This window comes from Kitasatospora arboriphila (assembly GCF_039528095.1).
Taxonomy (GTDB): Bacteria; Actinomycetota; Actinomycetes; order Streptomycetales; family Streptomycetaceae; genus Kitasatospora; species Kitasatospora arboriphila.
The window spans coordinates 1-11,404 of the sequence record NZ_BAAALD010000152.1 but is presented as its reverse complement, the minus strand read 5'-3'; the positions used below and the strand labels follow the sequence as shown (position 1 = coordinate 11,404).

13 protein-coding genes and 1 pseudogene are annotated in these 11,404 nt (G+C 72.5%); 9 read left to right on the top strand and 5 right to left on the bottom strand.

What is annotated here, in order from left to right; all coding sequences use genetic code 11:
• The 3 genes and pseudogenes from ABD353_RS37760 to ABD353_RS37750 all read right to left on the bottom strand — a co-directional run.
• Positions 1–201: pseudogene (locus tag ABD353_RS37760) on the bottom strand (hypothetical protein); the annotation flags it as partial.
• Positions 202–203: 2 nt separating this feature from the next.
• Positions 204–512 (bottom strand): hypothetical protein, encoded by a 309-nt coding sequence (locus ABD353_RS37755; RefSeq protein WP_344628254.1) that lies wholly within the window; start codon positions 510–512, stop codon positions 204–206.
• Between the two features lie 50 nt (positions 513–562).
• The gene (locus tag ABD353_RS37750; RefSeq protein ID WP_344628253.1) at positions 563–1,057 is read right to left on the bottom strand and encodes a hypothetical protein; all 495 of its coding nucleotides are present in this window, start codon (positions 1,055–1,057) and stop codon (positions 563–565) included.
• A 330-nt stretch (positions 1,058–1,387) separates the two neighbouring features.
• On the opposite strand from ABD353_RS37750, the gene ABD353_RS37745 reads away from it, so the two are divergent.
• A complete protein-coding gene (locus ABD353_RS37745) occupies positions 1,388–2,644 on the top strand; it encodes a choice-of-anchor A family protein (protein ID WP_344628252.1) in 1,257 nt (418 codons plus the stop codon).
• Positions 2,645–2,707: 63 nt separating this feature from the next.
• Here the strand turns inward: ABD353_RS37745 and ABD353_RS37740 are convergent, their stop codons facing one another.
• Positions 2,708–3,427, bottom strand: a complete 720-nt coding sequence (locus tag ABD353_RS37740) for an ABC transporter permease (RefSeq protein ID WP_344628255.1) — start codon at positions 3,425–3,427, stop codon at positions 2,708–2,710.
• 41 nt (positions 3,428–3,468) lie between these two features.
• The gene (locus ABD353_RS37735) at positions 3,469–4,389 is read right to left on the bottom strand and encodes an ABC transporter ATP-binding protein (protein ID WP_344628251.1); all 921 of its coding nucleotides are present in this window, start codon (positions 4,387–4,389) and stop codon (positions 3,469–3,471) included.
• Between the two features lie 165 nt (positions 4,390–4,554).
• Here ABD353_RS37735 and ABD353_RS37730 point away from each other — a divergent pair, with 165 nt between their 5' ends.
• From ABD353_RS37730 to ABD353_RS37695, 8 genes are read left to right on the top strand one after another with little or no spacing between them, the layout of a single operon-like run.
• Positions 4,555–5,409: a helix-turn-helix transcriptional regulator gene (locus ABD353_RS37730; RefSeq protein ID WP_344628250.1), complete on the top strand. Its 855-nt coding sequence runs from the start codon at positions 4,555–4,557 to the stop codon at positions 5,407–5,409.
• On the top strand, positions 5,402–6,814 hold the full coding sequence (gene sufB, locus ABD353_RS37725; protein ID WP_344628249.1) for a Fe-S cluster assembly protein SufB: 1,413 nt from the start codon (positions 5,402–5,404) through the stop codon (positions 6,812–6,814). The genes ABD353_RS37730 and sufB overlap by 8 nt, the downstream gene beginning before the upstream one ends.
• 54 nt (positions 6,815–6,868) lie before the next feature.
• Complete coding sequence (gene sufD / locus ABD353_RS37720; RefSeq protein ID WP_344628248.1) at positions 6,869–8,107, top strand: Fe-S cluster assembly protein SufD; 1,239 nt, start codon at positions 6,869–6,871, stop codon at positions 8,105–8,107.
• The gene (locus ABD353_RS37715) at positions 8,104–8,421 is read left to right on the top strand and encodes a bifunctional 3-phenylpropionate/cinnamic acid dioxygenase ferredoxin subunit (RefSeq protein ID WP_344628247.1); all 318 of its coding nucleotides are present in this window, start codon (positions 8,104–8,106) and stop codon (positions 8,419–8,421) included. Before sufD ends, ABD353_RS37715 begins: the two co-directional genes overlap by 4 nt.
• Positions 8,422–8,426: 5 nt before the next feature.
• The gene (gene sufC, locus ABD353_RS37710) at positions 8,427–9,191 is read left to right on the top strand and encodes a Fe-S cluster assembly ATPase SufC (protein ID WP_344628246.1); all 765 of its coding nucleotides are present in this window, start codon (positions 8,427–8,429) and stop codon (positions 9,189–9,191) included.
• A 23-nt stretch (positions 9,192–9,214) separates the two neighbouring features.
• Entirely contained in the window at positions 9,215–10,462 is a 1,248-nt protein-coding gene (locus tag ABD353_RS37705) for a cysteine desulfurase (RefSeq protein WP_486326988.1), read from the top strand.
• Between the two features lie 9 nt (positions 10,463–10,471).
• Positions 10,472–10,924 (top strand): Fe-S cluster assembly sulfur transfer protein SufU, encoded by a 453-nt coding sequence (gene sufU / locus ABD353_RS37700; RefSeq protein ID WP_344628244.1) that lies wholly within the window; start codon positions 10,472–10,474, stop codon positions 10,922–10,924.
• 17 nt (positions 10,925–10,941) lie between these two features.
• Entirely contained in the window at positions 10,942–11,328 is a 387-nt protein-coding gene (locus ABD353_RS37695) for a metal-sulfur cluster assembly factor (RefSeq protein WP_344628243.1), read from the top strand.
• Positions 11,329–11,404 lie beyond the last annotated feature (76 nt).

Here is an 11,404-nt window from a genome sequence, read left to right as displayed (position 1 = left end):
GTCCGGGCGCGGCGTGCCGGGACGGCCGGCCGGACCGGGGCCGCGGCCCGCAGCGGGGTCGCGGGGGGCGCCGGGCGGGGGCCCCGACGGCGCACCCGGCCGACCCTGCGCGGTCGGGCGGTCGGTGCCCTCGGCGGGCTGCGGCTGGGGGCGCTTGCGCGGGGTGAAGAAGCTGTCGGCGGGCTCGGTCGGCTCGGACACGGTCAGACCTCCACGATCGGGGCGGAGACCTCGCCGGTTCGCGGCGCCGTGGACTGCAGCGCGAGGTCGGGGTGGGTGAAGGTGCGCAGGCCGGTCCCGTGGCCTCCGTCGGAGCCGAGCACGAGGGCGCGGCCGGGGGTCCGGTGGCTGACCGGCCCGGCGTGGAACACCTCGCCGGTCGCCGTGCCGCCGAGCACCGTCGGGCCGAGCGGGCGGACCGCGGGGGTCGCCGGCAGGGGGAGACCCGGCGGCGGGGCGGCGGGGCGGCAGGAGCGGTGGACCGACTGCCGACGGTGGTGACTGCGGGACAAGGGCTTTCCTGGTGGGCCGGTACGGGGGCGACGGACGGCGCTGCGCCGGCTCAGTGGCCGACGGAGCCGGTGGTCGCGGTGACGCCGGTCGTGCCGGTCCTGGTGGTGGTGCCGGTCTTCGTCGCGGTACCGGGCTTGGCGGAGGTCTTGGTGCCGGCCGGGTGTGAGGCGGTGGCCTTGGCGGTGCCGGACTTGGACGCGGAGGCGCTCGGCTTGCCGGACGCGCCGGCGTGGCCGACCTGCGCGGCCTTGCCGGACGCGGTGGGCGAGGGGGCGGCGGTCACGGAGGGCTGGGGCTGCGGACTCGGCACGGCGGTGGACGAGGCGAGCGAGTCGGGCAGCTCCAGCGGAGGGGCCTGGGCGACCGCACCGAAGAGGCTGACCACCATGGCCATGGCGAAGAGCAGGCCGCTGCCGCCGACCAGCCAGCCCAGGTGCCGCAGACGGCGGCCGCGGGTCCCGGACTCGTCCACGAAGACCGGCGCCGGCTCGGCTTCGGCGGGTATGCCGCTCCGGTCGTCGGTCCGGGGTTGGGAGATCGACATCGGGATCCGGGGCCTTCCAGGGTCAGACGGGCAGGCAGAACCGCCGAGCCAGACCGTAGTGCACCCGGTCGACCTGAATCAGTGTCAATGTCCGATGTGGGGAGATATGCGGTGAGCTTGTGACCGGATCGAGACGTGCGGCGCGCGCCTTCGGTGCGGACCGGACCGCCTCGGAGGGGGCGCGGGCGTGCGCGGTTCCGGGCATCCGGCGCCGCGCGTGGTAAAGCGGGCAATCGGGGACACTCCGCCTATTGGTCTTGACCAATGTCCCGGTGGGTCGGGAGAGTGCGCAGTGATCACTCCCACTCTCTCCGCGGAGCCCCCCTTCCCATGCGCATATCCCGACCCGCCGCCGTCCTCGCGCTCGGCGGATCCCTCGCCCTCGGTGCCCTCGCCGTCCCGGCCGCGCACGCCGCCCCGGCCGGCAGCACCTGCCGGAGCCTCGGCGCGGCCACCCTCTACGGCGAGTTCGTCGAGGGCGACGACACCCACTCGCCGGACGCCGAGGGCGCGGTCGCGGTCGGCGGCAACGCCGACTTCCGCGGCGGCTTCTCGGTCGGCAACGAGCTGACGGACGCCCAGGTCGCCGCCCTGCCCGGCGGCAACGCCCTGGTCGTGGCCGGCGGCATCAGGGGCAGCGTCCAGGTCATGAAGGGCAACGGCGTGTACGGCGGCACCCTCGCCGGCACCGCCGAGGCCCACCACGGCAAGGTGGTGCACGGCGCCTCGCCGATCGACTTCGCCGCCGAGTTCGCGAAGCTGCGCGCGGCCTCCGCCGACCTGGCGAAGCTGACCACCCCCGGCACCGCGATCAAGGCCGCCGGCGGCACCCTGACCCTCACCGGCACCGACGCCGGCCTCAACGCCTTCGTCGTGACGGCCGCGCAGCTCCAGGGCGCCAAGGAGGTCTACCTGCACGTGCCGGCCGGCGCGGTCACCGTGGTCAGCGTCACCGGAGACGGCTACGACCAGGCGGCGGCGCACACCAGCGGCTTCTTCCTGTGGGACGCGGCCGCCGGGAGGTACGTCCTGGACGACAAGACGCAGTCCGCCTCCGGCGGCGCCGTCCGGGCCCGCCTGCTCTGGAACTTCCCGACCGCCACGAAGGTCGTCAAGAACAGCGGCAACGCCTGGCCCGGCAGCGTGCTCGCGCCCGACGCCCACGTCGACCTCGGCTCCGGCGGCCCGGTCAACGGCTCGGTGATCGCCAAGTCGCTCAAGGGCAGCGGCGGGGCCGAGACCCACCACTACCCGTTCGAGGGCTGCCTGCCGGGCACCGACACCCCGAAGCCCACGCCCTCCGGCTCCACCCCGCCCGCCACCACAGGCGGCTCCACCGGCACGACCGGCACCACCGGCACCACCGGCACCACCGGCACCACCGGCACGACGGGCACCACCGGCGGCAGCCCGTCCCCGACGCCCTCCGGCTCCGTCCCGGCGACCCCGCCCGCCACGACCGGCTCCACCACCGGAGGCCTCGCCTTCACCGGCGCCGACGGCGTGATCCCGCTGGCGATCGGCGGCGCCCTGGTGCTCGCCGCGGGCGGCGGCATCGTCCTCGCGGTGCGCCGGCGCCGCGCCTGACCGGCCCCGGACGCGGCGGTGCCCCCGCACCCGAGGGGTACGGGGGCACCGCCGCGCCGGGACTCACTCCCAGCGGAAGAACCGCGCCGCCGCGGCCAGCCCCAGCACCGACCAGACGGCCAGCACCCCGAGGTCCGACCAGGGCACCCCGGCGCCGTACTGCAGCACCGAGCGCAGCCCGTCCGAGAGCGCGCTGATCGGCAGCAGCTCCAGCACCGGGCGGACGGCCTCCGGGAAGCGCGACAGCGGCACCACCACGCCGCCGACCAGCAGCAGCAGGACGAAGACCAGGTTCGCGCCGGCCAGGGTGGCCTCGGCCTTCAGCGTGCCGGCCATCAGCAGGCCCAGGCCCGAGAAGGCGGCGGTGCCGAGCACCAGCAGCCCGGCGGCGGCGAGCGGGCTGCCCTGCGGCGACCAGCCCAGCGCCAGCGCGATCACCGTCAGCAGCGCCACCTGCAGCACCTCGGTCACCAGCACGCAGCCGGTTTTCGCGGTCAGCAGCGCCCAGCGCGGCAGCGGCGTCGCGCCGAGCCGCTTCAGCACGCCGTAGCGCCGCTCGAAGCCGGTGGCGATCGCCTGACCGGTGAAGGCGGTGGACATCACCGCGAGCGCCAGCAGGCCCGGTGCCAGGAAGTCGACCCGCTTGCCGGGGCCGTCCGCGGCGACGATGTCCACCGCGCTGAACAGCACCAGCAGCACGGTCGGGATGATCACCGTCAGCAGCAGCTGCTCGCCGTTGCGCAGCAGCATCCGGGTCTCCAGCGCGGTCTGCGCCAGCAGCATCCGGCCGACCGGGGCGGCGCCCGGCCGCGGCGAGTGGTCGGTCACGAGCGCAGCTCCCGTCCGGTGAGTTCCAGGAAGACGTCCTCCAGGCTGCGCCGCCCGACGGCCAGCCCCTCCGGCATCACGCCGGCCTCCGCGCACCAGGCGGTGACGGCGGCGAGCAGCTTCGGGTCGACCGGGGCGTCCACCCGGTACGCGCCGGGGGCGTGCTCGACGGCCACCGCGCCGGCCGGCAGCACGGCCCGCAGGCCGGCCAGGTCGAGCCCGCCGGGCGCGCCGAAGCGCACCCCGGCCTCGGCCCGGCAGAGCTCCTCGGGAGTGCCGGTGGCGACGACCCTGCCGTGGTCGACGATGGCGACCTCGTCGGCGAGCTCCTCGGCCTCGTCCATGTGGTGGGTGGTGACCACCACGGTGACGCCGTCGGCCCGCAGCTCGCGGACCAGCTCCCAGGTGGCGCGGCGGGCCTGCGGGTCCAGGCCGGCGGTGGGCTCGTCCAGGAAGACCAGTTCGGGGCGGCCGACCACGGCCATGGCGAGGGCGAGCCGCTGCTGCTGGCCGCCGGAGAGCCGGCGGTAGGCGGTGCGGCCGCAGGAGCCGAGGCCGAGGCGCTCGACCAGGGCGTCCACGTCCAGCGGGTCGGCGTACAGCTTGGCGGTGTGCCGGAGCATCTCGACGGCGCGGGCGCCCGGGTAGACGCCGCCGGCCTGCAGCATCACGCCGATCCGCGGGCGCAGGGCGGCGCCGTCGGCGACCGGGTCGAGGCCGAGCACCCGGACGGTGCCCGCGTCGGCGCGGCGGTAGCCCTCGCAGATCTCGATCGTGGTGGTCTTGCCGGCGCCGTTGGGGCCGAGCACGGCGGTGACGGTGCCGCGGGCGATGGTGAGGTCGAGGCCGTCCACGGCCGTCTTCTCGCCGTACCGTTTGACCAGCCCGGCCACCTCTACGGCGGGTTCGAGTCGCATACCGGCGAGTGTAAGAGGCGGCCGGCCCGGCCCCGGACACCGGGCCGCCGACCCCGCCCACGCAGGTCAGGTAAGCCTTACCTGCGTGATTGAGGACACCGCTGAGGCGTGGATCACGGCTTGTTCCCCCGGAGCGAATTACGCAACAATGGTGTTGTGAAAAACATGCGCGAGCACCTGGCACAGGACGGGGCGGCCGAGACGGCCCCCGGCTGCGCCGTGCCCGCGACGGCGACGGAGGTCCTGCTGGAGGGCCATCGGGCGACCCGGGACCGGGTCGCCCGCTCGATCCTCGACCACGGCCCGTCCTCCGCCGCCGACCTGGCCAACCGCCTCGGCCTGACCGCCGCCGCCGTCCGCCGCCACCTCGACTCGCTGGCCGCCGCCGGCCTGGTCGAGTCCCGTGAGCAGCGGGTCTACGGCAGTCGCGGCCGCGGCCGCCCGGCGAAGGTGTTCGCCCTCACCGAGTCCGGCCGGGACGCCTTCTACCAGGCGTACGACCAGATCGCCGCCGACGCCCTGCGCTGGATCTCGGAGTCGGTGGGCGGCGGCAAGGCGGGCGAGGAGGCGGTCGCCGCATTCGCCCGGGCCCGCTTCGCCAAGCAGGGCCAGAAGTACCTGAGCAGCGTGGAGCAGGCGGCGGCCGGCCACCGCGCCGAGGCGCTGGCCGAGGCGCTGAGCGCCGACGGGTACGCTGCCACGGTGCGGCGTGTGCCCTCCGCCGCGGCCGCGAAGGCCCCGGCGGGCGCCCAGCTCTGCCAGCACCACTGCCCGGTCGCGCACATCGCCGAGCAGTTCCCGCAGCTCTGCGAGGCCGAGACCGAGGTCTTCTCGCAGCTCCTGGGCACCCATGTGCAACGGCTGGCCACGATCGCCCACGGCGACGGGGTCTGCACCACCTATGTGCCGGCATCCGGTGCCGCACCGTCGTCCGCCGAGCGGGCGCCCGGTGCCGTGCCGACTGCCGGTACGTCCCCCAATGAAACGGCTCGTCCGCGCGGAGGAAATTCGCATGACTGACATCGCACACCCCGAGCTCGAGGGCCTGGGCACCTACGAGTACGGCTGGGCCGACTCCGACGAGGCCGGCGCGGTCGCCAAGCGCGGTCTCAGCGAGGAGGTCGTGCGCGACATCTCGGCGAAGAAGAACGAGTCCGAGTGGATGCTCAACCTGCGTCTCAAGGGCCTGAAGCTCTTCGGCAAGAAGCCCATGCCGACCTGGGGCTCCGACCTGTCGGGCATCGACTTCGACAACATCAAGTACTTCGTGCGCTCGACCGAGAAGCAGGCCGAGTCCTGGGAGGACCTGCCCGCCGACATCAAGGCGACGTACGACAAGCTGGGCATCCCGGAGGCGGAGAAGCAGCGCCTGGTCGCCGGTGTCGCGGCGCAGTACGAGTCCGAGGTCGTGTACCACCAGATCCGCGAGGACCTGGAGCAGCAGGGCGTCATCTTCCTGGACACCGACACCGCGCTGCGCGAGCACCCGGAGCTCTTCAAGGAGTACTTCGGCACCGTCATCCCCGTGGGTGACAACAAGTTCGCTTCGCTGAACACGGCGGTGTGGTCCGGCGGCTCGTTCATCTACGTGCCGAAGGGCGTGCACGTCGACATCCCGCTGCAGGCCTACTTCCGGATCAACACCGAGAACATGGGCCAGTTCGAGCGGACGCTGATCATCGTCGACGAGGACGCCTACGTCCACTACGTCGAGGGCTGCACCGCGCCGATCTACTCCTCGGACTCGCTGCACTCCGCGGTCGTCGAGATCATCGTCAAGAAGGGCGGCCGCTGCCGCTACACGACCATCCAGAACTGGTCGAACAACGTCTACAACCTGGTCACCAAGCGCGCCGTGGCGTACGAGGGCGCGACCATGGAGTGGGTCGACGGCAACATCGGCTCCAAGGTCACCATGAAGTACCCGGCCGTCTACCTGATGGGCGAGCACGCCAAGGGCGAGACGCTGTCCATCGCCTTCGCCGGCGAGGGCCAGCACCAGGACGCCGGCGCCAAGATGGTGCACATGGCGCCGAACACCTCGTCGTCCATCGTCTCCAAGTCGGTGGCCCGCGGCGGCGGCCGCACCTCGTACCGCGGCCTGATCGAGATCGGCGAGGGCTCGCACGGCGCCAAGTCCAACGTGCTCTGCGACGCGCTGCTGGTCGACACCATCTCCCGCTCCGACACGTACCCCTACGTCGACGTCCGCGAGGACGACGTCTCCATGGGCCACGAGGCGACGGTCTCCAAGGTCAGCGAGGACCAGCTCTTCTACCTGATGAGCCGCGGCCTGGGCGAGACCGAGGCGATGGCGATGATCGTCCGCGGCTTCGTCGAGCCGATCGCGCGCGAGCTGCCGATGGAGTACGCGCTGGAGCTCAACCGGCTGATCGAGCTGCAGATGGAGGGAGCGGTCGGCTGACGCCCCGCCGCCCCCGTCCGTCCCGTTCCCCAGGAAGAGAGCACTACGACAGCCATGGCTGACGTCAACACCCCTAGCGGTGCCACCACCGCCGGTTCGATCGAGGTCGGCACCGCCGGCGCCGGCGCGCAGCTGGCCGGCCCCGGCACCGGCCGCAGCACCGCCGTGCAGCAGCCGATCGACGCCCGCGTCGCGGTCAAGCCGTCCTACGACGTGAACGACTTCCCCGTGCCGCACGGCCGCGAGGAGGACTGGCGGTTCACCCCGCTGCACCGCCTGAACGGCCTGCACGACGGCACCGCCGCCGAGGGCGCCACCGGCCAGGACAAGCTGGAGCTGGCCCTGCCGGACGGCGTCACCGCCGAGACCGTCGGCCGCGACGACGCCCGCCTGGGCACCGCCGGCAAGCCGGTCGACCGGGTCGCCGCCCAGGCGTTCAGCGCCTTCGAGCAGGCCCTGGTGGTGACCGTTCCCAAGGAGCAGGTGCTCACCGAGCCGGTGAAGATCGACGTGCACGGCGAGGGCGGCGTCCGCTTCGCCCACGTGGTCGTCGACGTCAAGCCGTTCGCCGAGGCCGTCGTGGTGATCAACCACACCGGTACCGGCACCCGCGCCGCCAACGTCGAGCTGCTCGTCGGCGAGGGCGCCAAGCTGACCTTCGTCTCCGTCCAGGACTGGGAGCGCGACGCGGTGTACGCCGCCCAGCACACCGCCCTGGTCGGCCGCGACGCCACCTTCAAGTCCGTCGCGGTCACCTTCGGCGGCGACCTGGTCCGCATCCACCCGCGGGTGGTCTACGCGGCCCCGGGCGGCGAGGCCGAGCTCTTCGGCCTGTACTTCGCCGACGCCGGCCAGCACCTGGAGCACCGCCTGGTCATCGACCACGACACCCCGCACTGCCGGTCCAACGTGGTCTACAAGGGCGCCCTGCAGGGCCAGGACGCGCACGCGGTCTGGGTCGGCGACGTGCTGATCCGCGCCGCCGCCGTGGGCACCGACACCTACGAGCACAACCGCAACCTGGTGCTCACCGACGGCGCCCGGGTCGACTCGATCCCGAACCTGGAGATCGAGACCGGCGAGATCGTCGGCGCCGGCCACGCCTCCGCGACCGGCCGCTTCGACGACGAGCAGCTGTTCTACCTGCAGGCCCGCGGCATCCCGGCCGAGGAGGCCCGCCGCCTGGTGGTCCGCGGCTTCTTCGCCGAGCTCGTCCAGCAGATCGGCGTCGCCGAGATCCAGGACCACCTGATGGAGAAGATCGAGGCCGAGCTGGAAGCGACGGTCGCATGAGCTTCCTCCGTGCGTGTGCGCTGAGCGACCTGGCCGAGGACGTCCCCCGCCGGGTCGAGCTCAACGGTGTCGCGGTGTCGGTGGTCCGCACCGACGAGGGCGTGTTCGCCGTCAACGACACCTGCTCGCACGCCAACGTCTCGCTGTCCGAGGGCGAGGTCGAGGACTGCATGATCGAGTGCTGGCTGCACGGATCGAGCTTCGACCTGCGCACCGGCAAGCCGTCCGGGCTGCCCGCCACCAAGCCGGTCGCCGTCTACCCCGTAAAGATCGAAGGGGACGACGTGCTCGTCTCCGTCAACCAGGAGTCCTGAGCCCCATGGCAACGCTTGAAATCCGCGACCTGCACGTCTCCGTCGAGGCCGAGAACGGCCCGCGCGAGATCCTCCGCGGCGTCGACCTGACCGTGAAGCAGGGCGAGACCCACGCCATCATGGGCCCCAACGGCTCCGGCAAGTCCACCCTCGCCTACTCGCTGGCCGGGCACCCGAAGTACACCGTGACCGGCGGCTCGGTGCTGCTGGACGGCGAGGACGTGCTGGCGATGTCCGTCGACGAGCGGGCCCGCGCGGGCGTCTTCCTGGCCATGCAGTACCCGGTCGAGGTCCCCGGCGTCTCGGTCTCCAACTTCCTGCGCACCGCCGCCACCGCGATCCGCGGCGAGGCCCCCAAGCTGCGCACCTGGGTGAAGGAGGTCAAGGAGGCCATGGCCGCGCTCCAGATGGACCCGGCCTTCGCCGAGCGCAACGTCAACGAGGGCTTCTCCGGCGGCGAGAAGAAGCGCCACGAGATCCTCCAGCTGGAGCTCCTCAAGCCGAAGATCGCGATCCTCGACGAGACCGACTCCGGCCTGGACGTCGACGCGCTGCGCGTCGTCTCCGAGGGCATCAACCGGGTCCGCTCGACCGGCGAGGTCGGCACCCTGCTGGTCACCCACTACACCCGCATCCTGCGGTACATCAAGCCCGACCACGTCCACGTCTTCGCGGGCGGCCGCATCGTCGAGTCCGGCGGTGCCGAGCTGGCCGACAAGCTGGAGGAAGAGGGCTACGAGAGCTACGTGAAGGGCGGCGCTTCCGAGTGACGACGACTCATACCGGCTCGGCGCTGACCGGGCTCCTCGACACCGACGCGATCCGCAAGGACTTCCCCGTCCTGCAGCGCCTGCTGCACGACGGGAAGCCGCTGGTCTACCTGGACAACGCGGCCACCTCGCAGAAGCCGCGCCAGGTGCTGGAGGCGCTGAACGCGTACTACGAGCGGCACAACGCCAACGTGCACCGCGGTGTGCACGTGCTGGCCGAGGAGGCCACGGCGCTGTACGAGGGCGCCCGCGACAAGGTCGCGGCCTTCGTCAACGCGCCGAGCCGGGACGAGGTGATCTTCACCAAGAACGCCTCGGAGTCGCTCAACCTGGTCGCCAACATGCTCGGCTGGGCCGACGAGCCCTACCGCGTCGACGCGGACGCCGAGATCGTGATCACCGAGATGGAGCACCACTCCAACATCGTTCCGTGGCAGCTGCTCTCGCAGCGCACCGGCGCGAAGCTGAAGTGGTTCGGGCTGACCGACGAGGGCCGGCTCGACCTGTCGAACATCGACGAGCTGATCACCGAGCAGACCAAGGTGGTCTCCTTCACCCTGGTCTCCAACCTGCTGGGCACGCTCAACCCGGTCGAGACCATCGTCCGCAAGGCCCAGTCGGTCGGTGCGCTGGTCGTGATCGACGCCTCGCAGGCCGCCCCGCACATGGTGCTGGACGTGCAGGCGCTGGAGGCCGACTTCGTCGCCTTCACCGGCCACAAGATGCTGGCCCCGACCGGCATCGGCGTGCTGTGGGGCCGCCAGGAGCTGCTGGAGGACCTCCCGCCGTTCCTCGGCGGCGGCGAGATGATCGAGACCGTCACCATGGGCTCGTCCACCTACGCCCCGGCGCCGCACAAGTTCGAGGCCGGCACCCCGCCGATCGCCCAGGCGGTCGGCCTCGGCGCGGCCGTCGACTACCTGTCGGCGATCGGCATGGAGAAGATCGCCGCCCACGAGCACGCGATCACCGAGTACGCGATCGAGCGCCTGCTGGAGGTCCCGGACCTGCGGATCATCGGCCCGCGCACGGCCGTGGACCGCGGTGCCGCGATCTCCTTCACGCTCGGCGACATCCACCCGCACGACGTGGGCCAGGTCCTCGACGAGCAGGGCATCGCCGTGCGCGTCGGCCACCACTGCGCCCGGCCGGTCTGCCTGCGGTACGGAATTCCGGCGACCACCAGGGCGTCGTTCTACCTGTACTCCACGCCGGGCGAGGTCGACGCGCTGATCGACGGTCTGCACCACGTCCGCAACTTCTTCGGCTGAGGTGACGGGATGAAGCTCGACTCGATGTACCAGGAGATCATCCTGGACCACTACCGCAACCCCCACGGCAAGGGGCTGCGGGAGGGCGACGCCGAGGTGCACCACGTCAACCCGACCTGCGGCGACGAGATCACCCTGCGGGTGAAGCTCGACGGCGCCACCGTGGCGGACGTCAGCTACGAGTCGCAGGGCTGCTCGATCAGCCAGGCCAGCGCCTCGGTGCTGAACGACCTGGTGGTCGGCAAGACCGTCGGCGAGGCCCAGGCCGTCCAGGAGGCCTTCCTGGAGCTGATGCAGAGCAAGGGCCAGGGCGAGGGCGACGAGGACGTGCTGGAGGACGCCGTCGCGTTCGCCGGCGTCTCCAAGTACCCGGCCCGGGTCAAGTGCGCCCTGCTCAGCTGGATGGCCTGGAAGGACGCCACCGCCAAGGCCCTGGGCGAGCAGCCCGCCATCAACGACTGAAACGGACGGACTCTCCCATGAGTGACAGCGAGACCCCGGCCGAGCAGGCCGCCGAGCCCGTGGCCGACGCCCCCGGCGCCTTCACCACCGCCGGTACGGTGTCCGTCGAGGACCTCCACGAGGCCCTGATGGACGTCGTCGACCCCGAGCTCGGCATCGACGTGGTCAACCTCGGCCTGATCTACGGCATCCACATCGACGAGGACGACGTGGCGACCGTCGACATGACGCTCACCTCGGCGGCCTGCCCGCTGACCGACGTCATCGAGGACCAGGCGAAGACCGCCACCGACGGCCTGGTCAAGGACCTGCGGATCAACTGGGTCTGGATGCCGCCGTGGGGCCCCGACAAGATCACCGACGACGGCCGCGACCAGCTCCGCGCCCTCGGCTTCAACGTCTGAGTCCCGCGCCCGCGCGGTGAACCCGCCGCCCCCCCCCCCCCCCCCCGGGCGGGGGGGGGGGGGGGGCCGCCCCCCC

Excerpts from the sequence above, each read along its gene's own strand:
- ABD353_RS37750 (WP_344628253.1), bottom strand. The coding sequence starts at position 1,057 with ATGTCGATCTCCCAACCCCGGACCGACGACCGGAGCGGCATACCCGCC.
- ABD353_RS37745 (WP_344628252.1), top strand. The coding sequence starts at position 1,388 with ATGCGCATATCCCGACCCGCCGCCGTCCTCGCGCTCGGCGGATCCCTC.
- ABD353_RS37740 (WP_344628255.1), bottom strand. The coding sequence starts at position 3,427 with ATGCTGCTGGCGCAGACCGCGCTGGAGACCCGGATGCTGCTGCGCAAC.
- ABD353_RS37735 (WP_344628251.1), bottom strand. The coding sequence starts at position 4,389 with ATGCGACTCGAACCCGCCGTAGAGGTGGCCGGGCTGGTCAAACGGTAC.
- ABD353_RS37730 (WP_344628250.1), top strand. The coding sequence starts at position 4,555 with ATGCGCGAGCACCTGGCACAGGACGGGGCGGCCGAGACGGCCCCCGGC.
- sufB (WP_344628249.1), top strand. The coding sequence starts at position 5,402 with ATGACTGACATCGCACACCCCGAGCTCGAGGGCCTGGGCACCTACGAG.
- sufD (WP_344628248.1), top strand. The coding sequence starts at position 6,869 with ATGGCTGACGTCAACACCCCTAGCGGTGCCACCACCGCCGGTTCGATC.
- ABD353_RS37715 (WP_344628247.1), top strand. The coding sequence starts at position 8,104 with ATGAGCTTCCTCCGTGCGTGTGCGCTGAGCGACCTGGCCGAGGACGTC.
- sufC (WP_344628246.1), top strand. The coding sequence starts at position 8,427 with ATGGCAACGCTTGAAATCCGCGACCTGCACGTCTCCGTCGAGGCCGAG.
- sufU (WP_344628244.1), top strand. The coding sequence starts at position 10,472 with ATGAAGCTCGACTCGATGTACCAGGAGATCATCCTGGACCACTACCGC.
- ABD353_RS37695 (WP_344628243.1), top strand. The coding sequence starts at position 10,942 with ATGAGTGACAGCGAGACCCCGGCCGAGCAGGCCGCCGAGCCCGTGGCC.